We start from the raw sequence: 24,569 nt of genomic DNA, 5'->3' as shown, positions 1-24,569 counted from the left end.
AACTAACGGAGGTATTTGAATTGAGAAGATTAGGGATTTCACTATATCCTCAGCATAGTACACTGGAAGATATGAAGCGGTATGTTCAACTTGCTCACGACAATGGTTTTGATCGCATATTTACATGTCTAATGTCGTTAAATAACGATCAGGAACGACAAAAATTACAGCAAATCAATAAATTTGCGCAGCAGCTTGGTTTTGACATTTCGGCTGATATTGCACCAAATGTTTTTGAAGATTTAGGCTTAACGTATAAAGATATTGGGTACTTTAAGGAGCATTATCATTTAGCGGCATTGCGCTTAGATATGGGGTTCTCAGGTCAGGAAGAAGCGTTTATGTCGCTCGATGCAAGTAATTTAAAAATAGAATTAAATATTAGTAACGGTACGAAATATGTAGAAAATATATTATCCTATCAACCGAATAAAGATAATATTATTGGCTGTCATAATTTTTATCCGAGACGTTTCACAGGTCTATCACGTCTACATTTTTTACAAACATCTAGGCAATTTAAAGCAAATCATATTCGAACAGCAGCCATGATTTCATCGCAGCATGCCAAGTTTGGACCTTGGGAAGAAACCGAGCATGGCTTGCCTACATTAGAAGAGCATCGTCATCTGCCAATTACTGTGCAAGCAAAGGATTTATGGCACACTAGTTTAATAGATGATTGTATTATCGGCAATATGTATGCTTCTGAGGAAGAAATACGGGCATTAGGCCAATTAAATCGCCATAAGCTAGAGCTGAAGGTTGAGCAGTCTATTGAAACGTCTATTTTAGAAGAAGCCATCCTTTTTAAGGAGCCACATTTTAATCGTGGCGATGTTTCGGATTATGTGATCCGTAGTACGCAATCTCGTGTTAAATATAAAAATGGTGACTTCCCTGTACATGATAGCCACTCATTAAAATTGGGCGATGTGACAATCGATAATAATTTAGATGTACGTTATAAGGGTGAGCTCCAAATTGTTTTAAAGGAAATACCGAATGCCGGATCAACAAATGTTGTGGCAAGAGTTGTAGAAGAAGAGCAATTTTTATTAGCACATATTCAGCCTTGGGCATCATTTGGCTTTACGAAATGATTACAGAAGAAGGGATTAAGCCATTAGTAGATAGTGCTTAATCCCTTTTTATCTTTAGTAAGAAGTGTTGTCTGTAGCGACAGCTACGCTAAGGTGGAATTGACTTAGAAGAAAGGAGTAAAGATATGTATGTATTAGCGATTGACGGTGGTGGAACGAAAACGTCAGCAGTGATTTGTGATGAACTAGGCAATGTTTATGCTAAAGTAGTAACGACTCGCAGTAACCCAACAGCTATGGGTATTCAATTTTTTAAGTCAACGATTCATGGTATACTACAAAATTTGCAACAACAAAATCCGCAAGTGTTTGCAGCTATAGATAGTTGTTTTGCTGGTATGGCTGGAGTTAAGGAGCTACAGATAGAAGAAGTTGTAGAATCGATAGTACGTCAATACGTTCCTAAAACAGCACATGTAATTGTTGATAATGATGCTCTAATTGCACTTTATGCAGGCACACTTGGGCAGGCAGGTATTGTGCAAATTGCAGGGACAGGCGCTATTACAATGGGCTACGATCGTGAGCACCATTTTCATAGAGTTGGCGGTTGGGGTTATCTTTTTGATGATGAGGGTAGTGGCTATGATTTAGGTGTTCAAGTGCTGAAGGCTATTTTTCAAAGCTATGATGGGCGAGAAGACCCAACAGCATTGACAGATGAAGTATTGCGTTATTTTTCTGTAGAAAATGTACCACAATTAATAGAGTGTATATACGGAGAAGAGCATCCTCGGACAGTGATTGCACCGTTAAGTAAATATGTTTTTGACATGGCGGAAAAAGGAGATCGGATTGCTATCCAGATCATTGAAGATGCCTGTAAGAAATATTATGTGGCGATTAAAGCATGTTACGCTCATATGACTTGGGAGAAAGGGGACGTATCTGTCGTATTAGTGGGTGGCGTTTTTAATAATGAAGCATATTTTTTACCGAAATTACAGCAATTCGCACAGGTTGACGAGATACCATTGCAATTTATGACACCAGTCTTACAACCAATCGGCGGCGCTGTAATTGCAGCTTTCAAGCAAATAAACGTTCAGCTCGACTCAAATTTTGCGGAATGTTTCTCCGAAAAGTATGAACAGGAATTATAGTGATGAGACTAAAGGCAATTGGATGACGTTTTATTCAATTGCCTAAATTTTCTACTTCAAGCTGTAAACTATAGATTTTTATGGGCTCAATTCAAACTTTACACTATACATAATTAAAAAGTATTTTAACTTCTTTCAGCCGATTCCGGACGCAATTATGCCAAGGCATAATTGATTTAGTAGGAATACTTAATTTTTTTAGTTATAATTTTTACTTGATGAATATCGTGATAAAATGTAAGATAGGTTTGATTTTATCTTAGTATTTAACTAGGTTTACTAATAAAGTGATTAGTTGGGTGCTTTATCCAACGCTGATCACCAATCGAGCTTTAACGGGCAATGTATATTACTATTCGTTAAAGCGTGCTAAAAATTCAATAGACGGAGAGTGTAAGGATGTTACATCAATTTTCTCGTAATGAGCTCGCAATCGGAACAGAGGGACTCGAAAAATTAAAAAATACAACGGTAGCCATTCTTGGTGTAGGCGGTGTAGGTTCATTTGCTGCTGAGGCATGTGCACGAAGTGGTATTGGCCGCATTATTTTGGTGGATAAGGATAATGTAGATATTACGAATGTTAATCGTCAATTAGTTGCCTATCTTTCAACTGTCGGAAAATCTAAGTCAGGTGTCATGAAAGAGCGTATTGCTGATATTAATCCACAATGTGAAGTCATTGATATGCACATGTTTTACACGGAGGAAACATATGAGGAATTTTTCGCACAAGGCATAGATTATGTTATTGATGCGAGTGACACAGTGATGTATAAAATTCATCTTATGAAGGAATGTTTAAAACGTAATATACCGATTATTTCTAGTATGGGTGCAGCCAATAAAATGGATCCAACCCGTTTCAAAATTGCAGATATTTCTAAAACGCACACAGACCCATTGGCTAAAGTAATCCGTACAAAATTACGTAAAGATGGTATTCATAAAGGAGTAACGGTTGTGTTCTCAGATGAGAGTCCTATTGTTGTTCGTCCAGATGTCGTAGAGCATGTCGGAAAACCGGATGCAGCTATCCGTAAAGCAAAAATGCCTCCATCTTCCAATGCCTTTGTTCCTTCAGTAGCAGGCTTAATTGCTGCCAGCTGGGTTGTGAATACAATCTTAAAAGATGTAAAAATTACACGTGTACAAGGCTAATACAACTTTGAAAAATCTGTTATGTCGATAAAAGTTAGGCGATAAATTCAAACTTTTTATCGATAAATTAACAATATTTATCGAAAAGCTCCAATCATTTCTCGATAAAATAAATGCGGAACGAAATTACCCTCAGTAATGGATGGGCCATTTTATGGAAGTAGCTGTCTAGATTTAAGACGGCTACTTTTTCTATGTTACAATAGGAACGTTGTAAAAAAGGGGTCTACGATATTTATATAAGATATCTATACAATTTATGATGAAGAGACATATTACGACTCCGTCAACATTTGCTGTAGAACCTATAAAAGGAGGCGTTTTATTATGGAGCAAATCTATCAAATGGAATATAGGGGCTTAAATCTATTCGATGAAATTAGTACAGTAGAATTAGCTATTGATGAAGAGGGGCAAACAATTCACATTTTTGATGTTGGACAAGTTGTGAGCCCTATTTTTAATTTTGATGTCTCCGCCTACGAGCTATCAGATGGTTTTTATAAAATGGCGGATATACTTCGACATAAACGTATATTGACAAATCAACAGCCAGGTAATGAACAAACGCTTAGCGAGTGGTTAATTACAAATACTGCCTATTTTTATATGCCACAAAAAAGAATAAAAAAATATGCGCAAGGAAGTATTATAGAAATTATTGATCGAACGAAAGAGCAGTCTTTATTTGATGATTATGTACAAAAAATATAATTCTACCAAAATTGTTCGCATTAGGTGCTCAAAATGCTATTAATTCACTAAATTGTCTTATTTTTTTCATGTGCCCACTTCTTTATTTGGTTTATTGCTATAATTTTAATAATTCCAATAGATAATAAAAAAGTTTGTTTGGATGTGCAGGACTGCCTAGGGGAGTAGGAATGACGTTTAGAAAACAAATGACAACATGGGAGAGTGGGAAAATGGAAATTCAAGTAATTCGTGATCATTTAGACATTGTAAAACTTCAAGAGAAAATGAATGATATTGTATTTGACTATTTGGATACATCTAATAATTATCCAAAGGCTATGAGAGAACTAAATCCTTTATTTACACAAGCTACAACATTTTATAAAGAGTATTTAGACAATAGAGCGGGTGAATTACCAAGTGCCAATACATATTGGCATTTGTTTATAGATTGCTGTGCAAAGCTGTGCTACTTTTTAGCGGCATCAACGTATTATTCATCCAATGAGTTACAAAAAACACCTGAAAAAGTTGAGCAATTATTAACGATTGCTGCCTATTCTTTACCTAGCATTGACCAGGAAGAGAATGAACAATTATTAGCAGCAATTTTTGCGCTTTATCGTGAAGTAGTAGGGGATGAAGAGAAAACAACATCATTACGAAATGCTGTGCTTGAACAAAAAGGTGCAGTCAAACAATGCTTACAACAATTAAAAGTATTTGTTGATAATGAAATGACGAAATAATGTAAGAGTGATTGAATCATTTTTTTAAAATAATATAGCGATCTAGAATCTGCTTACTTTTTGTGATTGATCCACCAATCCTTACAGTACTCTTCTTTGTGAGAGTGATTGGGTTTCAAGTTCTTAAAGTATTGCAGATTTTTTTGTGAATGTTAATAGATTATTGTGAGAAGACCGTGAAGTCTGTAGTTGTAGTGTTAAAATTTTGTTGTGCGAAAATAAAAAAAGGACTTTTTTCTTAAAAGGTATTTATAAATTTTTGTCGAAATATAGTTAAAAATTGCAAATCTATTTGCAATAATAGCAATGGAAATTAACCATACGTTATGGTGATGATGAAGGTTTATTCCATGCTGTATGAATTTATAGGAAAGGGGCCGTTCAATGTTAATAAACGGTATCGAAATCGATTTGGCGAAATTAGAAAAACCGCTCTTATTAGTAAGTGAGGATGAGGAACTTCTATTTCGACAGCTTATACAAGAAACACTTGAACATGAGCTTACCCAATGTCAATTAGCCCTCTCAACAAGAAAATCTATCTCATTAGTAAGGGATTTTTGGTTCGCTATGTATAAAGATCGAGAAAAATTATATATCAACAGTGGACATGCGCTCCTGTATCCAATTCGTTTAATCATATTCGAACTTGTGACACAAGACGATTCCTTTAAACGTTTGTCGAAAAAATCTTTTGGAGATGAGTGCCTGTCACTTATTTATGCCATTGTCCTATTACAATTTGTCTTACGGTGGATAAAGGAACGCTTTAGTGATAACAAGGAAGTTTATGAGTCATTAAAATTATTATATAGAACAGCTGATGATAATATAGATGATCAATCTTCTCCATCAAGAGAGCAGTCAATTGGCCAAGCAATTGCTGTAAAAGCAATACGTTCTGAAGTACGGGAGAACCCCCAGGAATTTGCTAGTCTACTCTATCAAACTTACAATTTTCTTCATTATTTACATGATATCGAAAAGGACAAAGAGGAGAAAGAAACGACGAGACAGCCATCGATGAAAAATGTAGAAGATACATTGAACCGATTTTACAAAACACGCTATACAACAAATAAGGCAACCTTCACAGGATGATTGTTTAGCAGTCTGTCCTGTTTTTTTAGAGAAAGTAATAACATAAAAAATAGGGCGCTTCTTGTTAAAATTGAAGTGCCCTATTTTCATGAAATAAACTTTATTAAATGTTTTTCAGTAACCTTATTGCTTTTTATCCTTATGAAAAGATTTAAGTTTTTCATAGATTCCTGCCATTCGTTTTTCTTCACCCGCAATAACAGGTTTATAAAATTCTGTGCCTACAAGCTCATCCGGTAAATATTGCTGGTCTACCCATCCACCAAATGTTCCGATAGGGCTGTTGTGGGGATATTGATAGCCTACATGACCTAAATCTTTTGCTCCTTCATAGTGAGCATCGCGTAGATGATGTGGAATATCGCCTGTTTTTCCTGCATGAATGCTGGCAATAGCGGCATCAATCGCAACAATGGCAGAATTGGATTTAGAAGCAAGGCACATTTCAATAACAGCACTTGCAAGCGGAATACGCGCCTCTGGTAGCCCTAAACGCTCTGCCGCTTGTACAGCCGCAAGCATATGCGGTCCTACTTCAGGATTGGCAAGGCCTATATCTTCATAAGCCATGACAAGTAAGCGTCGACTAACAGCTACTAAATCACCTGTTTCCAATAAATGAGCTAAATAATACATTGCAGCATTCGTATCACTTCCACGAACTGATTTTTGTAATGCAGATAGCAAATTATAAAAATGGGATCCTTTTTTATCACCATAAACGCCAATTCTGCCTACAAGATGCTCAATGATATGATCAGCAGCGATTGTTTGACCGTCTACTTCATCACTTGCATAATAAATTGATTCAAGCAAAGTTAATGCCTTCCTTGCGTCACCATTTGCTGCTTCAGCAATTTGATTAATTTGATGATCTGTTAATACAAAGTGATATTTACCTAGCCCGCGCCTTTCATCAGAAAGTGCTTTTTTTATAAGCTCGATTATATTTTCTGTCGTTAAACGTTTTAGTTGATATATTTCTCCGCAACGTGAGCGGATAGCGGGATTGACATCATGGTACGGATTTTCCGTCGTAGCTCCAATTAACACGATTGAGCCGTTTTCAACATGTGGCAACAAAGCATCCTGCTGTAATTTATTAAAACGATGAATTTCATCCAAAAAAAGAAGGACTTTTCCTGAGATTCTAGCTTCCTGTACAATATCCTCGACATCCTTTTTACCAGCACGAGTAGCATTAAGTGCGAAAAAGGGGAGCCTGGAGCTTCCTGATATGGCATTCGCTATTGATGTTTTGCCGATACCTGGCTCACCGTATAGCAGCATGGAAGGAACATGCTCATTTTGAATCATTTTATAAAGAGCGGTGTTAGGACCGATAAAATCTTGGTGTCCTACAATTTCATCAAGGGTTAAAGGACGCATACGATAAGCGAGTGGTTCATTATGCATTAAAATTTCCCCCTTTCAACTGTTTTCAATATTTTTTGGTTGCTTAATGTTCTTTGTGCTTATATTGTAGCGTTACATAGTATTTGCCTAACTATACTAAAGCGTAATTAATAGTATATCATAACCTCCCGAGAGTATTTCCGAGTTCTTCGAGAGGAGATTATGATATACTGTTGGTAGTATTTTTGACTAGACTATTTGAGGGTGATAAAATGAAAATTTCTACAAAGGGCCGTTATGGTCTAACGATTATGATTGAACTAGCAAAGCATTATGGAGAAGGACCTATTCCACTACGCAAAATTGCTGCTGAAAAGGATCTTTCTGAGGCATACTTAGAGCAGTTAGTTTCACCATTACGTAATTCAGGCTTAGTGAAAAGTGTTCGCGGTGCATATGGTGGATATATGCTAGCAAATCCACCAAGTGAAATTTCAGCGGCTAATGTTATTAGCGTGTTAGAGGGTCCGATTCAACCTGTAGAAGGTATTGAAAATGAAGAAGCACCTCAGCGAGAGTTATGGCTTCGCATTCGTGATGCAGTGAAAAATGTATTAGATACAACGACAATTGAGGATTTAGCTCAATATACTGAGGAAAATGTAGCGGAAGGCTATATGTTCTATATTTAAAATTAGGCTAAAGCACATCTCCCTACCCTGAGGAAGGGAGATGAGTCTTTAGCGCTTTTCGTACAAAGGAGTTTTCAACATGAATTCATATATTTATCTCGATCATGCAGCGTCATCACCAATGAATGACAAAGTAATAGACGCTATGACTACAGCAATGCAACAGGTTTATGGGAATGCATCAAGTATTCATGGGATAGGTCGAGAGGCACGTAAATATTTAGATAATGCACGTGAAGTACTAGCCCAATCAATTGGTGCTCAACCTGGAGAAATTATTATAACAAGTGGCGGAACAGAGGCGGATAATACGGCTATTTTTGGCACTGTTTATGCACGGGCTACTGAAGGGAAGCATATCATTACCACACAAATTGAACATCACGCGGTGTTACATACGTGTGAAAAGCTTGAGCGAGATGGCTTTGATGTGACATATTTGCCGGTTGATGGAAATGGACGTGTTTCTGTAGAGGATGTGCGAAATGCATTAAGAGAGGATACGATTTTAGTCACGATTATGTACGGCAATAATGAAGTTGGTACGATTCAACCAATTGCTGAAATCGGTGACTTGTTACGTGAACATAAGGCTATTTTTCATACAGATGCCGTTCAGGCTTATGGTTTAGAGTCAATTAATGTTGCTGATTTACATGTTGATTTACTAAGTGTTTCTGCACATAAGATTAATGGTCCTAAAGGAATTGGTTTCCTCTACCAAAAAGCAGGGACACCATTCACTAGTTATGCATTAGGGGGAGCACACGAGAAAAAACGTCGTGCAGGTACTGAAAATGTGCCTGCAGTGATTGGTTTTGCGACTGCAGTGCAAATTGCAAATGAGTTGCGAGAAGAAAAGCGCGTGCTATACAATCGCTTTAAGCAAATTATGCTGGATGTTTTCACGAAAGAAAATCTAGCATTTCATATGAATGGAGATTTAGACAATACGCTCCCACACGTTTTAAATGTAAGTTTTTCTAGTATGGAAGTAGAGTCATTCCTAGTAAATCTTGATATGGCTGGTATTTGCGTATCGAGTGGTTCTGCGTGTACTGCTGGCTCCATCGATCCATCACACGTTTTAGTTGCGATGTTTGGACAAGAAGCAGAGGAATTACGTAACTCGATCCGCTTTAGCTTCGGTCAAGGATTAACAGAAGATGATATACACCTTGCCGCTGAAAAAACAGCAGCGATTGTAAAAAGACTAGCAAAAAAATAAGTTGTTAAAATTATACATTTAATAGAATTTGAATAAAAGAAAAGGTGACCAATATGAAAGAAACACGTGACCCCTCACAAATTCGTGTTGTAGTCGGCATGTCGGGTGGGGTAGATTCTTCGGTTGCTGCATATTTGCTAAAACAACAAGGATATGAAGTAATTGGGATATTTATGAAAAACTGGGATGATACAGACGAAAATGGCGTTTGTACAGCTACAGAAGACTATGATGATGTTATTAAAGTATGTAATCAAATCGGGATTCCGTACTATGCAGTGAATTTTGAAAAGCAATATTGGGATAAGGTTTTCACATACTTTTTAGAAGAGTATAAAGCAGGACGTACGCCAAATCCTGATGTTATGTGTAATAAGGAAATTAAATTTAAAGCGTTTTTAGAGCATGCGATGGATCTTGGAGCTGATTATTTAGCGACAGGTCACTATGCTCGAGTTGATCGTAGTGGCGATGGTGAAGTTAAGATGCTTCGAGGCATTGACAATAATAAAGATCAAACGTATTTCTTAAACCAATTATCACAGGAACAATTGTCACATGTAATGTTCCCAATTGGACATATTGAGAAAAAAGAAGTCCGTAAAATTGCGGAGGAAGCTGGGTTAGCTACAGCAAAGAAAAAAGATTCAACAGGAATTTGCTTTATTGGAGAGCGTAATTTCAAAGAATTTTTAAGTCAATATTTACCAGCGCAGCCTGGTAAGATGGAGACGATGGATGGAGTCGTAATGGGCCAGCATGACGGATTAATGTACTATACGCTTGGTCAGCGTCATGGTCTTGGAATTGGTGGCGACGGCGAACCTTGGTTCGTGTTAGGGAAAGATTTAGAGCGCAATGTGTTACTAGTTGGACAAGGCTTCAATAATGATTCGCTATTTTCAACTTCACTGACTGCTGTGAAAATGAGCTATACTTCGACAAAAAAATTGCCCGGGAAATTTTCATGCACAGCAAAATTCCGTTATCGTCAAACAGATACACCAGTAGAAGTGGAAATTTTAGAGGATGGACGCACACATATTACGTTTGCTGAGCCAGTACGTGCGATTACACCTGGACAAGCTGTAGTACTATACGACGGCGAAGAATGTATAGGTGGCGGTACAATCGACGAAGTCTTTAAAAATAATGAAAAACTAACATATGTAGGTTAATTTGCGAAAAGATTGCTTATACTCTTTCCTAAAGCGTATAGAGTTTAGGCAGTCTTTCGCTACATAGAGGTGAGGAAAAACAATGGATTTTAACGAGCAGGGCATTCAAGCGTTTCAAGAAAAGCGCTATGAGGATGCTGCACAACTTTTTACACAAGCAATTGAAGCAGAGCCTGAAAACCCAATTGGTTATGTAAACTTCGGAAATCTTTTAGCGGTCTTAGAGGATACTGAACGTGCAGAGCGTTTTTTTCAAAAAGCAATCACAGTTGATGAAACGGCGGCAACTGCTTATTATGGTTTAGCAAATTTATATTATAATGCGGAACGATATGCGGAAGCAGCAAAGCTTTATGAGCAAGCACTAAAACATAAAATTGAAGGCGCAGATGTGTATTATATGATGGGTAAATGTTTTGAGCGATTGGAAAATCCGAAGCTTGCACTGCCTTATTTACAACGAGCTTCAGAGCTTGCACCAGAAGACACACAAATTCGTTTAGCGTATGCCATCGTGCTATGTGCGCTAGAAATGTTCGAAGAAGGTAAAAAGGAATTAGACTATTTGATCGAACAGGACTGGAATAACGCAGATGCACATTATAATTTAGGTGTACTATATGCGGTTTCTACTGAGCAAACAGAAGATGCTATGTACCACCTAAAACAAGCCTTTACATTACAGCCGGAATACGACCAAGCACGTTATATTTATGATATGATTGCACAGCGATTTAACTAAAATAACTAATAGTAGAGAAAGGATGCCAGAATTACTTCGGCATCCTTTTATATCGTGAGTTTAGTCTTGATCATCCTCAGAAGAATAATCAAGTGGTAGTTTAGATAGATATTGTGCTAAATAAGCAATAGGCATTGCATCTAATGACGTCTCTTCTTCATTCGCTTTTAGAATATTTATTTCTTCATTAAGTCGTTCCATTTTTCGATCCAGTTCAGCTGCTTGAATGGCAGCTTCCTTCAATTCCAAACGTATATGTTCAGGTACTTCCTTGTTGTATTTGTAATAGATTTTATGTTCAAGGCTAGCCCAGAAGTCCATTGCAATTGTACGGATTTGAATTTCTGTATAAACGCTTTCCATACGATCAGACATAAAAATTGGAATTTTTATAATAAGATGCAAGCTTTGATAGCCATTCTCCTTTGGGGATTTAATATAATCCTTTACTTCCACAACTTCAATATCATTTTGCGCCTGTAGCATGGCACTTACTTTATAAATATCCTCAACAAAGGAGCATGTAATTCGCACACCCGCAATATCACGAATGTTTTCACGAATCGCTTCAATAGATGTCTCAAGGTTCTTTTTCTGAATCTTCGATAATATACTTTTTGGTGATTTTACTCGAGTTGATATATGCTCTATCGGGTTATATTCATGAATTAACTTAAACTCTTCTTGTAAAATATTTATTTTCGTTTCAATTTCTTGCAAGGCAAATCTATAGGCTAAAAAGAAACGTGTTATTTCTGATTGTAGGTTTTTTAAAGTGATTGCTTCAAGTTCATTTTTCATTCTTCGTAAAATCCTTTCTTTTAGCAAATAACATTTATGAAATTCTCTTACTACTGATCTGATTAAATAATAACTAAACAAAAATAGCTACTAAACAGAAATATGTGCTCTAAATTATGTAGTATTCTTGTTTCAATAAAAAAAGGGGATGTTTAGTCCCTTAGTCATCAAACGATAATTTTAGCATTTAAGTTGCATCGTTTATTAAATTCATCAACGAATATTTGTATATCGATACAAATGCCGATATATGGCTCTTTTTCTTGATCACGTAAGAAGCCACTTGTTAATTTTAAAGATTTCGATAACTCAAGTAGCACTTAATCTAGTTGTATATGCAACAAAAGAGAATTGTCCTTCGTATTTAAAACGTTCTAAATTTGTTTCTTGAAAAGGAAAAACATGGTTCTTTTATATTAACTTCATTATACCTCGCCTTTTTTGCAATAATTTACTACATCTGAATAAGATAAATCTCCACCGAAAATTGAAAGAGCGCTACCGATTGTAACATGAAGTCTACCATTTGCGATATTTTCAAAATTCTTTAAGTCGTCTAAAGAACGAACCCCACCAGCATATGTTGTTGGAATTGTTGTCCAAGTGGCTAAATCATGCACTAAGCTTTCCTGCATACCGCCTTTTTTTCCTTCCACATCAACAGCGTGAATAAGAAGTTCATCACAGAAATTTTCGATAAATGCAATAGACTCAGCATTTACTTCAAAATCACTAAACTTTGTCCATTTATCAGTAACAACAAACCATTTTCCATCGCGCAGACGACAGCTTAAATCAATGACAAGATGCTGTTTACCTATAATCTGGACTAATTGTTTTAGTCGATCTAAATGGAGCTTACCATCGTAGAATATAAATGATGTGACAATAACATGGGTAGCTCCCGCATCAATATACTTTTTTGCATTTTCCGTGGTGATGCCGCCACCAACCTGCAACCCTTGAGGATATGCCCCTAATGCAGTTAATGCGGCTTCTTCGTTTCCATCACCTAGCATAATGACGTGACCACCTGTTAATTGATCCTTGGAAAACATTTTTGCATAATAACTAGAGTCATGGTTTGAAATAAAGTTCTCGATAACTACTTGATCTTCATGACCTAGTGTGCTACCAACAATTTGTTTTACTTTCCCATCGTGTAAATCAATGCAAGGTCTAAATTCCAATAGTTTCACAATCCTTCCGTGCGACAAATTCACCTATATCATAGCATGGAAAGGTTGATAAAAAACGTGAAATGTTATTTATCAATATAATTTTAACTTCTTTCAGCAGTTGTTTTATGTAGCGAAAGCAAAGCGTCAGCTATCAGCTATTAGAAAGGGGGCTGGGACATAACTAAATGGTTCCTTCATAAAGCCGAATAATCTCTAAATGAACAAAACACGATAAATAGAAAAACCGAACTATTCCGAAACACGTCATGAGAGTTTCATTGGATAGTTCGGTATTTTTGTTGGCTGAAACACATTTGTCCCAGCCTCAATACAGGTTTTAATCTCTTTGCAGCGGGTGTTTAAACATCGTTGAATTAGAGGAACTAGGCTTAGAACTTCACATCTTATGAAAATGCCTGAGTGACCAACATTATGTTGTTGCCGCTGACGCTACGCTAAAGTCTCCGGGGGATGTCACGGAATTATGCCTAGGTTATTGATTAAAATTGATTAAAGTTTATTAAAATTTATTGAATTCTCTTTTTAAACGATTTTACACATTATGGTGTGGTAAAATATAATGGTTGAAATGAACACACGAAAGGACGAACCGAGAATGGCAGAGAACCTTGATTTATTTGAATTGAATAAATTTTTTATACTCGGACGCCCAATCGTCTCTATCTTTCATAATGCACAAAATATGTATTCGATAGTTCGTGTGAAAATTCAAGAGACCAACCTACAGTATGAAGATAAGGAAATAATAGTTGTTGGATATTTTCCGCCGTTACAGATGGATGAACAATATCGTTTTACTGGTTTATTGAAACAACATCCAAAATATGGTGTGCAATTTCAAATTGAGACATTTACAAAGGAAGTGCCAGCAACAGAGCAAGGAATTATTCATTACTTATCGAGTGATTTATTTGTTGGAATTGGAAAAAAAACTGCTGAAACAATCGTAGAGAAATTAGGAGCAAATGCGTTACGTCTTATTTTAGAGGACCCAAATGCTCTTGATGCTGTACCTCGTTTATCTGCTGAAAAAAAAGAGGTTATCCATCGTACCATTGAACAAAATTTAGGCTTAGAACGAGTGATGATTCAACTTAATGAGTGGGGTTTCGGACCACAACTCGGCATGAAAATTTACCAAACATACCGAACAGAGGCCGTTGAATTATTAACTGAAAATCCATACCGCCTGATTGAAGATGTAGAGGGTGTTGGTTTCTTTCGTGCTGACGAGCTAGGTGCAAAATTAGGGATTACTGGCAATCATCCAGACCGTATTAAGGCGGCGATTTTACATACTCTAAATACAGCAGCTTTATCAGATGGGCATGTGTATTTAGATGCAGAAAATGTTTTACCACTAGTAAAAGATATGCTTGAGCAAAGCCAACGAGAGGATATTCCCTTTGAAATCATTTCTAAAGCTTGCATCGAATTGCGTGAGGAAAGTAAGATTTGTGGGGAAGAAACAAGACTATATTTACCATCCCTATATTTCTCAGAAGTGGGAATTGCATCAAAAATATTAGCTTTAATCGAACGTAACAATAAGGCTGAGCATTTTAGTAAGGACGAAATACGCAAAGCGATTGGTGAAACAGAAGAGTTTCTTAATGTCACATATGCTGAAACGCAAGCGAATGCGATTGAACAAGCACTAAACTCCGCCGTTATGATTTTAACTGGTGGACCTGGGACAGGTAAAACAACTGTTGTTCGGGGTGTAGTAGAAGTGTATGCAAAGCTACACGGACTATCATTGAACCCGAAGGAATATGCACAAAAAGAAGAACCCTTTCCGATTATTTTATGTGCTCCAACAGGACGTGCAGCCAAGCGTCTATCGGAATCGACAGAACTTCCAGCAATGACAATTCATCGATTGCTAGGCTTTACAGGTCAGGAAAAAGAGGAAGAAACTGAGCGTGAGGTAACAGGAAAACTCATTATTGTAGACGAAATGTCGATGGTCGATACTTGGCTCGCGCATCAACTATTAAAATCCTTACATGAGGATGTACAAGTCGTTTTTGTAGGAGATCAAGATCAGCTTCCACCAGTAGGACCAGGACAGGTGTTAAAGGATTTGTTGGCTTCTGGGCAAATACCTACTGTGGAATTGACAGATGTTTATCGACAAGCAGAGGGCTCAACGATTATTGAGCTTGCGCATCAAATTAAACGTGGTAATATCACAAATGATCTAACAATAAAAACGTCTGACCGTTCATTTATTAAAGCCTCCTCAGATCAGGTAGCAAGCGTTGTCACACAAGTTGTGAAAAGTGCGGTTGTGAAAGGTCAAGAAATTCGTAATATCCAAGTGTTAGCACCCATGTACAAAGGTCCAGCGGGAATAGACAATTTAAATAAAATGATTCAGGAACTTATTAATCCAAACGATACTGGTACTAGAAAAGAACTCGTTTTTGGTGATGTCACATATCGCATAAAGGACAAAGTTTTACAGCTTGTCAATCAACCTGAAAGCAATGTTTTTAATGGTGATATGGGTGAGGTAATTAGTATTATTAAGGCAAAAGAAACAATTGAGAAACAAGATTTGCTTGTTGTGTCATTCGACGGTATTGAAGTAACTTATCAACGAAGTGATCTCAATCAATTGACACTTGCCTACTGTTGTTCTATTCATAAATCGCAAGGCTCTGAGTTCCAGACAGTTATTATGCCGGTTGTACGAGGATATTCTAAAATGCTGCGTCGTAATTTGTTATATACAGGTATTACGCGTGCTAAAAATTTCTTGATTCTATGTGGCGAGCCTGATGTGCTAGCAGATGGCTTACAGCGTACGGATGATTTACAGCGCTTTACGTCTTTACGTGCAAGACTCAATCCAATGGAAATTGCAGAGGAAATTGTAGATGTAGAAACGATTCCATTAAACGATGATTCACAAAATGAAAAACAATCCATTGATTTCAAACTAACGGTAGAAACAGAACCATATATCCATCCTTTGATTGGAATGGATGGTGTCTCGCCGTATGATTATTTAGATAAGTGAGTTAATTTCATAAATTTAAACCCTTTAGTATCAAGGATTCTGAAACAATAAAAACGGGCACCTCCCCACTATGATTTATGAAATTAATTCAACCAATAAACTTTTATTGGCTGGAAAACCGTCTAATGATTGAAGTAAAAGAGAATAAAAATTTTTTGAGGTGAATAAAGAGTGAAACGCTTATTATTATTGCTTCTATTCATGATGCTAATACCTTTTGCAGAAAAAGCATATGCAAAAAATATTGTCATCCAAGTGAATGAGGAAGCAACTGTCTTTGATAATCGTTCAGGCTCACTAGTACAAGTGGGGACATTATCAGCAGGGCAAACTTTTGAGGTAACAAAAGATTATGGAGCCAATTGGTGGCAAATTCGTTGGGGTGGTTATTATGGTTATGTTGAAAAACGTTATACAACCGTTGTTCCAGCAACGACTTATAAAAACACAGTCCCAACTGCTGCTAAAATAAAGGATTATATTGTCGCAACTAAGGTTGCGCCGATTTACGATAATACTGGCAATAAACTTGTTCAATTTGCTACATTGTCAGAGGGAGTTCGCTTCCCTATATATAGCGGAATGGGTAATTGGTATGGAATTGCTGTGAACGGACGTTTAGGATTTGTACATAGTAATTTTGTAGAGGAAGAAGAAGGTCAAAATTCAACAAATACAAATACAAATACAAATACAAATCCTACAAATCCTATAGATCCTGTTGAAAAACCAACTACAACTCCTCCTAGTAAACAAAATGGCTATATAGAGGCGTTAGAAAACGTAATTCTTTATGATTTCCGCCGTGAAAAAGAGATGGCTATTGCTACGTTAATGAAAGGGCAACAGCTAGAGGTTGTAGATTCAATGGACCCAACATATGTTCAAGTTCGTTGGGGGAAATCATATGTTTATGCAGAAAAATCAAAGGTGAAATTTTTAAATACTCCTTCATATAAAAATGTTGGTAAGGACAATGCCATGAAAAATGAGTATTTCATCCCTGTTTCTGCAAACAGTGAGATTTATGATACCAAAACAAAAACGTTACAGCCATTTGCTAAACTAGATACAAATCGCCGTTATCCGATATTGCGGAAAGATGGGGCATGGTACGTAACAGTACTTGGCGGCCGTGAAGGATATATTCATAGCTCTAAAGTAGCGATTGATCGTGGCGTCCCTGTAATGATGTATCATCATTTATTAAAAGAGCATGAGCTTGGGCGTTTCAAAAATTTAAGTACTACGATAACAGATGTTCAATTTACAAAAGAAATGCAGTATTTAAAAAGTAAAAACTACGAAGCCATTACTGTAGACGAATTATGGCGTTTCATGCGCAATGAAATTACACTGCCAGCTTATTCAATTGTTTTGACTTTTGATGATGGCCTATTGTCGACACGTGAATATGCGTATCCTATACTTAAAAACAATGGCTTTAAAGCTACACAATTTTTAATTACTTCCCGTAATGAAAATGCGAAAGATGGGCAAATTTTCAATTATAATGATTTACAGCCCCTTTCACGTCAGGATATAACAAATATGCAAGATGTTTTTGCGTTTGAATCACACACTTACAATTTACATGTTTTAGAAGGAAATAAAGGCAAAATGCTCCTAATTCCTTACCGTGAGGTTGTTCAGGATTTACAGCGTAGTATAGCAATTATTCCGAATGCTAAAGCTTTTGCTTATCCGTTTGGGCAATATAATGCGAATAACATTAATGCTGTAAAGGAAGCCGGATTCACAATGGCATTTTCAACGAAGCAAGGCTATAACAATCCGTACGATGATGTATATCAAATTAAACGCTTAGCAACTCATCAAAACACAACATTTGGTGATTTCCAAAAAATGGTTCTTCCGTACGCGAAGTAAAATACAAAACCCGATCAAATCAAATTGATCGGGTTTTGTTGTGTGATGGGTCACCTTTCAGCGGGTGTCCAAACATCTGTACCTGTCGCTACGCTTTCGGTACAAAAAACATCCGCTGTAACTGATTCGGGACGCAATTTTGCCGAGGCATAATTGATTTAATGGATGCCAACTAGGTGATGCTTAACGACTTCATATGCTTGGCAAACATTTTTAAATTGATCTTTTTCTTTGGCAATCATATCTGAAGCGATAGAAAATAAAAGATTCTCTTCATTATGATCCTCCATTTTATTCATTAAAGCAGCTTCCATTTCCGCCACATATGAGACGATTTGTTTATTCATATATATTCTCCTTTAATAAAAAGATATTTTTGTTTTAGTTACGAAGCTATCTTACACCTTCATATACGAAAAATCTAACAATTCTGTACTAGTCGAAAAGGACTTTTTTGTGAATGTGTCGCAAAATTGAACTCGTTAAAAAAGTGCTAATTGAAACCGTTTTTCTCTAAAGTGACTGAAAAATCGTGCAATAATTGCAGGTTTTAACTGTATTTAAAAAGTAATACAGTTTAGAGGAATCGAGAGTTTGTTATAATACAGTTGGCGTAAGCGGAACCTAATATTGGGAAATTTCATATACTAATCAAGTATAAAAACACTTGTAACGTTTAGGGGTGACTGCATGCCAGTAATTACAGGAAAACAATATATTGACCGTATTGACGCTTTACAAACTTATATTTCGATTGATGGGAAAGTTGTCACAGGGAAGGTGTCGGAGCATCCAGCATTTAAGGGAGTAATGCAGAGTCAGGCAAGGCTTTTTGATTTACAAAATGAAGAGGCATTGCTTGAAAAGATGACATATGTTTCACCAACAAGTAATAAGCGTGTAGGTATGTCTTTCCTTCAAGCGGTGACAGTCGATGATCTCGTGAAAAGACGTAATGCAATACGAGAGTGGGCATTATCCAATAATGGCTTTATGGGGAGAAGCCCAGATTACATGAATACGACATTAATGGCTCTAGCATCCGTGGCAGAATATTTGAAAGATAAGCCAAATTGTTTCCCTCAGCATTTATTAAAATTTTATGAGTATGCTCGTGAGAACGATTTGACGATGACACATACATTTATCGAACCACAAGTAAACCGTCAAAAGTTTTATTTTGAAGATGAAGATGTTACAATTGCCGCTAAAATTGTAGATAAAACGAGTGAAGGGTTAGTAATTAAAGGTGCGAGATTACTAGCGACACAGGGAGGAATTACAGATGAACTCCTTGTTATATCAACAAATGGTTTTGATGAAGGAAAAGGCTTTGCTTTCTCAATCCCGAGTAATACAAAAGGTTTAAAGTTTTTATGTAGGCAATCATTCGTCGGAGGGGAATCGGTTTTTGATTATCCATTAAGTAGTCGTTACGAGGAAATGGATGCAATCGTTGTGTTTGATAATGTTGAAGTGCCGTGGGAACGCGTCTTTTATTATGAGAATGTGGAAGTTGCCAATAACTTTTTGAACGTAAGTGGTTTTCAAACATATGGTTTACATCAAGTTCTTACACGTCAAATTGCCAAAACAGAATTTGTCTTAGGTGTTGTACAGTCAATTGTAGATACGATAAATATCGGCGGATATCAACATGTGCAGCAAAAGGTCGTAGATATCATCGTGACATTAGAAACGATGAAGGCCTTACTGATAAAGTCTGAAGTAGAAGCAAAAAGAGATGAATTTGGTTTTATAAGACCTGATCTCCCAACAGTACAAGTAGCTATTCAGATGTTCCCTAAAGTATATCCGACCTTTACAGAAATTATCCAGTTACTTGGCGCAAGCGGATTAATGTCCATTCCAAGTGAAAAAGCATTTACTGCGGATGACGGCGACCTTGAACATTATTTACAGTCTTTTCAGGATGGTGGAAAGGATCGCGTTAAAAAATTCCGCCTAGCTTGGGATTTAACGATGAGCAGCTTTGGTACAAGACAAACGCTGTATGAGCGCTTTTTCTTTGGAGACTCAGTTCGTTTAGCCAGCGCACTTTATAACTCTTATAATAGAGAAGAATTAGTTAATCGGGTAGAAAACTTTTTGAAAAATAATAATTAGTTTTGAGGAAGTAATTGTTTAAAATTTATTTAACTTCTTTTAGCGGGTGTCCAAACATCCGCTGAAAGAAGTTAAAGCCTCTGGGGGATGTCACGGAATCGGAAAGGAGTTCTTAGAGGAGAAATCATCGCATCTATGCGATAACGGGTAACTGACCTGCATCATGTTGTCGCTGCCGCTACGCTTTCGCACAAAAAACATCTGTCAGCCTAAGCACTAGTCGATTCCGGACGTAATTATGCCGAGGCATCATTGATACAATTACTTCTCTTTGAGTGTGATATCCTATAAAACATTTCAAAAAAATCCTTATAGATATGACAACACATCATCAAAAGTAACGATTCCAAGCAGTTCATAGTTCTCTGTTACAACAGGGACTGCTAATAGACCATATTTACGAATGATTTGGGTTACCTCGGACTGATTTGTATGGGCAGACACTGAAATGATTCCAGAGTTCATAATTTCACCTATTCGACACTCTGGCGGGGAAACTATTAGCTCTCGTAATGATACGACTCCGAGCAATTGTTTATTGGTATCTGTTACATATAAATAATAAAAAGTTTCTGCATCTACTTCACTATGCTTTAGGCGTTCAAACACATCAATTACTAAATCATCTTTTGCAACTATTATTACGTCTGTTGTCATCAATGCTCCGACTGACCCTTTTTTGTATTGAAGTAATTGCTTAATATCATCTGCTTCATCTTTTTCCATATGTTCTAAATAAAAATCGGCTTCTTTATATGATAGTAGCCCTAAGAAATCTGTGGCGTCATCTGGAGGTAATTCATTTAACATCTCTACTGCAAATGGACGGTCAAGCTCTATAATACATTTTTTCTGCATGGATGGTTCTAGCTCGCTAAAAATTTCTCCAAATTCACAAGGAGTTAAAAAAGAATAAATCGTGAAGCGTCTTTCCTCACTAAGTTCTATAAAAAATGTTGCTTGATCCATAGGGTGTAAATCTAGAAAATCCTTTCGAAAAGACTCTTTTTTTCCAGACTTTAAAGATTGCAACATGTAGTATGTGTACTCTTCTTTATATTTATATTGATGTAATCTAATCATTATTGACGCTCCTTTCTATTACAAATTCTCAATTTCGACACTCAGAACGTGATCTATTTTTTTGACATAATAATAAATCTCCGTCGTATATTGGTCCTCTGGTACCGAAAGAATTAAGTCGATTAATTGGTGATCGTTATCAATATCTTTGAGTTTGAAATGCCGAATTTTATACTCATATTTTTTTGAAGATCCATTTTGCCCTCTATGCTTAATCATTTTAATTAATTCTGTCATACGATAATTCGATTCCACGATAATCTTTAATGAAATTTCCTGGCGGTTAAGTGTTGTTAGACCTAATGTTTTAATGAGATAGGGCACGATGTTGACTGCCACTATCAAGAGGATGACAGCACATGTTGCTTCTACATAAAACCCCGCCCCGATAGAAATTCCGAGGGCAGAAGCTGACCAGATCAGTGCTGCGGAAGTAAGGCCAGAAATAACCTCGTTACTTCTTCGTAAAATAACGCCGGCACCAATGAAACCAACCCCACTTACAATCTGCGCAGCAAGTCGCATTGGATCCATGTTCGGATGATTGGCACCTCCAAATTTCCCGAATGCTTCTATGGAGACAATTGTTAATAAACAACTGGCAATACAGATGACCATACTAGGTCTTATGCCAAGTTGTTTTTGCTTAATCTGTCTGTCAATTCCAATCAATAATCCGAATAGTAAAGCTAGACTTAGCTTGATTATCATTTCTACTGTCATTATCATCGTCGTTCACCTCTTCATTTCTTTTTATAGAATTCACTAAATTTAAAAATAATATAAAAAAGCTCCCGTAAAAAAGGGAGCTTTTTGCTTAGAATGTATCTTGTTCGACGTACACATCAAATAAACCTATCTTGATAAACCTTAATTTGCAGAAAATTCAAAATCGGGTTTTGTAGAAAGGGACATATGCGGACTGAACGCAAAAACTCTGCCTTTTGTCATATTCGAATTATTAAAAAATAAGAAATGCCATATCGAATAACTATCCATCACATGTTCCCCCTTTTTAGTCAAGTAAAATAAAAAACCCCTCTAATGATTAGAAGGGATGAAAAGCGCAACAAAAAAGCACTTACGATTCCCCTGGATCGAGTTTTAGCACTATACACCGTAAAGAAATGACATCATTTCTTAGCCACATTATGAAAAGCCTTAATTCGGCAATTCCTGTTCTACCCATGGGCATCTTTCGATATTTCTGGGCAGTGGCCTATGTTTGCATAGGAGCCTCACCTAACGAGGACTTATTGTTTTCAGGTGAATTGTACTCTGAATAATTTTTGTTGTCAACAACTGTTGAAAAGCAAAAGTCTTAAAATTACATCCAGAAAATATTTTTAGCTCATCATTATACGTGGGGGATTTCCGTTATGTCTGGGGCTAAAATGTATCACGGAACGCGTAATACCTTTAGCCTTCGTTCACCTGCTAGCTCGTTCTAGGACCTTATCTAGCTTCCAGTCCACTCAACTTTTTTAAAACTTATTAATCCAAACTTTTGGTGATGAGCATTATTTTTATGAATACAAAGGTATTGGACTTGACATCGAATTTTTCTAGAAGTTTTTCGCATTAAAAAATTTGTCTAGCTTCTGTAACAGCTGTGAAGTTCAAGATCTTTTCTAATACTTATGTTTTTTTGTATTTAAACCGCTGAACAAAAAATCTATTCTTGATTCAAAAAATACGGTATGAAGGACATAGAGTGAAGTGGCGATTACTTCTGTCGCTCTGCTTTCGTTGCGGAGCAAAGTTTGCTTAATATGGCTTGAAATAAACAGCTTAAAAGAGCAGAAAAGGTTACTAGAGTAAAATTATATTCTTCAGCTGTTTTGTTTGAAAAAAATTCGTAAATAACCGTAAATATTAAGTTGAAAACTACGCATTTGATTTTTATTTCGTACAGAAATTTGTGATAAATAAATAACTAAAAAACATTTTGTGCTATTGACAAATCAAAAAATACAGATTAAGATGACGAGGAAATTAAATAACACCTCGTTAGGTGAGGCTCCTATACAAACATAGGCCACTGCCCAGAAATATCGAAAGATGCCCATGGGTAGAACAGGAATTGCCGAATTAAGGCTTTTCTTAAGGTGGCTAAGAGATGAATTTATTTCTTTACGGTGTATAGTGCTAAAACTCGAGTTAGGGGGAAACAAAAGTGCTTTTTGTACATATTTATTTTTTAATGCGCTTTTTTAAAATCTCCGGGACTCCTGGAGGTTTTTTATTTTCAAAAAAATAATCCTTATTGCTTAATAAGCGTTCATTTTTAGAAAGGAGGGGGTCAAAATGGAGAGTTCGAGTATGACCGATGCAGACAGTAGGAGTAAAAAACGTAGATCTGTTTTAATTCAGCAGATTAGGAGGACGATTCAATGCTTAAAATCTATAAAAGAAGCAAAGAAGGGCTACTGGAAGAACAGCCTAAGATCGTTCAAGGTAGCTGTGTATATCTTATTGAACCATCAGAAGAGGATATACAGTATGTTGCAAATCGCCTTGGAGTACCAACTGACTTTATTAGTGACTCCCTTGATATTGATGAACGATCAAGAATTGAAAAAAGCGGAAATAATTCATTGCTAATTGTCAATGTACCCTTAAAAATAACTAATGGTGAAACTATACCATATAGGACAATTCCAATTGGTATTATTCAAACAAGTGAAGTAATTGTAATAGTTTGTCGCGTTAGTCATCCGATTTTACAGGAATTTAGCAAAATTCTCGATAAGAGTTTTAATAATCATATAAACGTATCTTTTATTTTACAGTTATTGCTTGTTTCGGCGCGTTATTGTTTACGATGCCTTGATGATCTTAATCAAAAAGTTATTGTATCTGAAAAATTAATACAAAAATCAATCAAGAACAGTGAAGTGTATACTTTACTCAATATCAATAAGAGCCTTGTTTATTTTATTAAGGCGCTAAAAGTAAATCTTGTAATGATGAAGAAATTGTCAAGAGTACTAGAAATGAATAAAGAAGATGAAAAACGGCTTCAAGTCACTCTTAATGAGATGCAACAAGCTCTTGATACATCAAAAATTTACAATGAAAATTTAAGCAGCATGATGGACGCATATTCTGCGGTGATTGAAATTAACCTTAGTGTTGTAGTGAAAGTTTTAACTGCATTTACGATTATCTTGACGTTTCCGACGATGGTTGCAACGATGTACGGGATGAATTTCCCGTTGCCATGGCAGGATGAACAATATGCATTATTAGTGCTTATGTCCCTCTCTATAGTCATTAGCTTGGTGACAGGATGGATATTTTACAAAACAAGGCTATTTTAGCAGAGA

Annotated in this window: 21 protein-coding genes and 2 riboswitches; of the genes, 14 read left to right on the top strand and 7 right to left on the bottom strand. The window is 36.4% G+C overall.

What is annotated here, in order from left to right; all coding sequences use genetic code 11:
- Positions 1–20 precede the first annotated feature (20 nt).
- The 6 genes from ACYQ73_RS10925 (at position 21) to ACYQ73_RS10900 (ending at position 5,913) form a co-directional block, all read left to right on the top strand.
- The gene (locus ACYQ73_RS10925) at positions 21–1,103 is read left to right on the top strand and encodes a DUF871 domain-containing protein (protein WP_460012524.1); all 1,083 of its coding nucleotides are present in this window, start codon (positions 21–23) and stop codon (positions 1,101–1,103) included.
- A gap of 125 nt (positions 1,104–1,228) precedes the next feature.
- On the top strand, positions 1,229–2,206 hold the full coding sequence (locus tag ACYQ73_RS10920) for an N-acetylglucosamine kinase (protein ID WP_460012523.1): 978 nt from the start codon (positions 1,229–1,231) through the stop codon (positions 2,204–2,206).
- Between the two features lie 399 nt (positions 2,207–2,605).
- Positions 2,606–3,367, top strand: coding sequence for a tRNA threonylcarbamoyladenosine dehydratase (locus tag ACYQ73_RS10915; protein WP_460012522.1), 762 nt, complete (start codon positions 2,606–2,608; stop codon positions 3,365–3,367).
- Positions 3,368–3,694: 327 nt separating this feature from the next.
- Positions 3,695–4,081: a hypothetical protein gene (locus ACYQ73_RS10910; RefSeq protein WP_460012521.1), complete on the top strand. Its 387-nt coding sequence runs from the start codon at positions 3,695–3,697 to the stop codon at positions 4,079–4,081.
- 170 nt (positions 4,082–4,251) lie between these two features.
- Entirely contained in the window at positions 4,252–4,812 is a 561-nt protein-coding gene (locus ACYQ73_RS10905) for a hypothetical protein (RefSeq protein WP_460012520.1), read from the top strand.
- Between the two features lie 384 nt (positions 4,813–5,196).
- A complete protein-coding gene (locus tag ACYQ73_RS10900; RefSeq protein WP_460012519.1) occupies positions 5,197–5,913 on the top strand; it encodes a hypothetical protein in 717 nt (238 codons plus the stop codon).
- 123 nt (positions 5,914–6,036) lie between these two features.
- Here the strand turns inward: ACYQ73_RS10900 and ACYQ73_RS10895 are convergent, their stop codons facing one another.
- A complete protein-coding gene (locus tag ACYQ73_RS10895) occupies positions 6,037–7,329 on the bottom strand; it encodes a replication-associated recombination protein A (protein WP_460012518.1) in 1,293 nt (430 codons plus the stop codon).
- 212 nt (positions 7,330–7,541) lie between these two features.
- On the opposite strand from ACYQ73_RS10895, the gene cymR reads away from it, so the two are divergent.
- The 4 genes from cymR to ACYQ73_RS10875 all read left to right on the top strand — a co-directional run bounded on the left by cymR (position 7,542) and on the right by ACYQ73_RS10875 (position 11,109).
- Positions 7,542–7,961 carry a cysteine metabolism transcriptional regulator CymR gene (cymR, locus tag ACYQ73_RS10890; protein ID WP_132356936.1) on the top strand — a complete coding sequence of 140 codons (420 nt, stop codon included), beginning with the start codon at positions 7,542–7,544 and terminating at the stop codon, positions 7,959–7,961.
- A gap of 79 nt (positions 7,962–8,040) precedes the next feature.
- Positions 8,041–9,189 (top strand): cysteine desulfurase family protein, encoded by a 1,149-nt coding sequence (locus ACYQ73_RS10885; RefSeq protein ID WP_460012517.1) that lies wholly within the window; start codon positions 8,041–8,043, stop codon positions 9,187–9,189.
- A 53-nt stretch (positions 9,190–9,242) separates the two neighbouring features.
- Entirely contained in the window at positions 9,243–10,367 is a 1,125-nt protein-coding gene (gene mnmA, locus ACYQ73_RS10880) for a tRNA 2-thiouridine(34) synthase MnmA (RefSeq protein WP_460012516.1), read from the top strand.
- 82 nt (positions 10,368–10,449) lie between these two features.
- Positions 10,450–11,109 (top strand): tetratricopeptide repeat protein, encoded by a 660-nt coding sequence (locus ACYQ73_RS10875; RefSeq protein ID WP_460012515.1) that lies wholly within the window; start codon positions 10,450–10,452, stop codon positions 11,107–11,109.
- A 60-nt stretch (positions 11,110–11,169) separates the two neighbouring features.
- Here the strand turns inward: ACYQ73_RS10875 and ACYQ73_RS10870 are convergent, their stop codons facing one another.
- The 3 genes from ACYQ73_RS10870 to hisA form a co-directional block, all read right to left on the bottom strand.
- The gene (locus ACYQ73_RS10870; RefSeq protein ID WP_460012514.1) at positions 11,170–11,910 is read right to left on the bottom strand and encodes a GTP pyrophosphokinase; all 741 of its coding nucleotides are present in this window, start codon (positions 11,908–11,910) and stop codon (positions 11,170–11,172) included.
- Positions 11,911–12,077: 167 nt separating this feature from the next.
- A complete protein-coding gene (locus ACYQ73_RS10865) occupies positions 12,078–12,230 on the bottom strand; it encodes a hypothetical protein (protein WP_460012513.1) in 153 nt (50 codons plus the stop codon).
- Between the two features lie 105 nt (positions 12,231–12,335).
- A complete protein-coding gene (gene hisA / locus ACYQ73_RS10860) occupies positions 12,336–13,100 on the bottom strand; it encodes a phosphoribosylformimino-5-aminoimidazole carboxamide ribotide isomerase (protein ID WP_460012654.1) in 765 nt (254 codons plus the stop codon).
- A gap of 607 nt (positions 13,101–13,707) precedes the next feature.
- Here hisA and recD2 point away from each other — a divergent pair.
- A complete protein-coding gene (gene recD2, locus ACYQ73_RS10855; RefSeq protein WP_460012512.1) occupies positions 13,708–16,140 on the top strand; it encodes an SF1B family DNA helicase RecD2 in 2,433 nt (810 codons plus the stop codon).
- Positions 16,141–16,311: 171 nt separating this feature from the next.
- Positions 16,312–18,030, top strand: coding sequence for a polysaccharide deacetylase family protein (locus ACYQ73_RS10850; RefSeq protein WP_460012511.1), 1,719 nt, complete (start codon positions 16,312–16,314; stop codon positions 18,028–18,030).
- A 158-nt stretch (positions 18,031–18,188) separates the two neighbouring features.
- On the opposite strand, the gene ACYQ73_RS10845 is transcribed toward ACYQ73_RS10850, so the two are convergent.
- Entirely contained in the window at positions 18,189–18,377 is a 189-nt protein-coding gene (locus ACYQ73_RS10845) for a hypothetical protein (RefSeq protein ID WP_370075369.1), read from the bottom strand.
- A 343-nt stretch (positions 18,378–18,720) separates the two neighbouring features.
- Between ACYQ73_RS10845 and hpaB the strand changes: the two genes are divergently transcribed.
- Positions 18,721–20,157: a 4-hydroxyphenylacetate 3-monooxygenase, oxygenase component gene (gene hpaB, locus ACYQ73_RS10840; RefSeq protein WP_460012510.1), complete on the top strand. Its 1,437-nt coding sequence runs from the start codon at positions 18,721–18,723 to the stop codon at positions 20,155–20,157.
- Between the two features lie 309 nt (positions 20,158–20,466).
- Here hpaB and ACYQ73_RS10835 read toward each other — a convergent pair whose 3' ends face one another.
- Complete coding sequence (locus tag ACYQ73_RS10835; RefSeq protein ID WP_460012509.1) at positions 20,467–21,240, bottom strand: magnesium transporter; 774 nt, start codon at positions 21,238–21,240, stop codon at positions 20,467–20,469.
- An 18-nt stretch (positions 21,241–21,258) separates the two neighbouring features.
- Complete coding sequence (locus tag ACYQ73_RS10830; protein ID WP_460012508.1) at positions 21,259–21,963, bottom strand: MgtC/SapB family protein; 705 nt, start codon at positions 21,961–21,963, stop codon at positions 21,259–21,261.
- A gap of 359 nt (positions 21,964–22,322) precedes the next feature.
- Positions 22,323–22,497, bottom strand: a riboswitch (M-box (ykoK) riboswitch).
- A gap of 742 nt (positions 22,498–23,239) precedes the next feature.
- Positions 23,240–23,414, top strand: a riboswitch (M-box (ykoK) riboswitch).
- Between the two features lie 219 nt (positions 23,415–23,633).
- On the opposite strand from ACYQ73_RS10830, the gene ACYQ73_RS10825 reads away from it, so the two are divergent.
- The gene (locus ACYQ73_RS10825) at positions 23,634–24,563 is read left to right on the top strand and encodes a magnesium transporter CorA family protein (RefSeq protein WP_460012507.1); all 930 of its coding nucleotides are present in this window, start codon (positions 23,634–23,636) and stop codon (positions 24,561–24,563) included.
- Positions 24,564–24,569: the final 6 nt, after the last annotated feature.

The organism is Lysinibacillus sp. CTST325 (genome assembly GCF_054665055.1).
This window is presented reverse-complemented; position numbering and strand designations above follow the sequence as displayed.